This is a genomic window from Streptococcus sp. HMSC078H03, from assembly GCF_001808655.1.
GTDB lineage: Bacteria > Bacillota > Bacilli > Lactobacillales > Streptococcaceae > Streptococcus > Streptococcus salivarius_G.
On the sequence record NZ_KV794112.1, the window covers coordinates 1 to 291 of the forward strand.

The 291-nt window shown below is 40.2% G+C and carries 1 protein-coding gene; it reads right to left on the bottom strand.

The window, feature by feature from the left end; all coding sequences use genetic code 11:
- Positions 1-291 (bottom strand): transposase (locus HMPREF2607_RS05940; protein ID WP_070476317.1); only part of this gene is annotated, 291 nt, incomplete at both ends.

A 291-nucleotide genomic window follows, 5' to 3' on the forward strand; every position in this document is an offset into this window, starting at 1 on the left:
TGGATGATGTGGAAACGATCAATAATGATTTCGGCATTTGGAAAAAGTCTTCGAGCTAGTGGCATATAGGCTCCTGACATATCCATCGTGATAAACCGTACCTTTTGTCGTACTTTCAATGGATACTTCAAAAAGTAGTTTCGAATAGTGGTTTGACGGCGATTATCAAGGATGGTTATGAGTTTGTTGGTCTCATAGTTTTGAGCCACAAAAGCGAGTTCACCTTTCTTGAACCCAAACTCATCCCAGGACATAACAGCTGGGAGTTTGTCATAATGTTCCTTGAAAGTA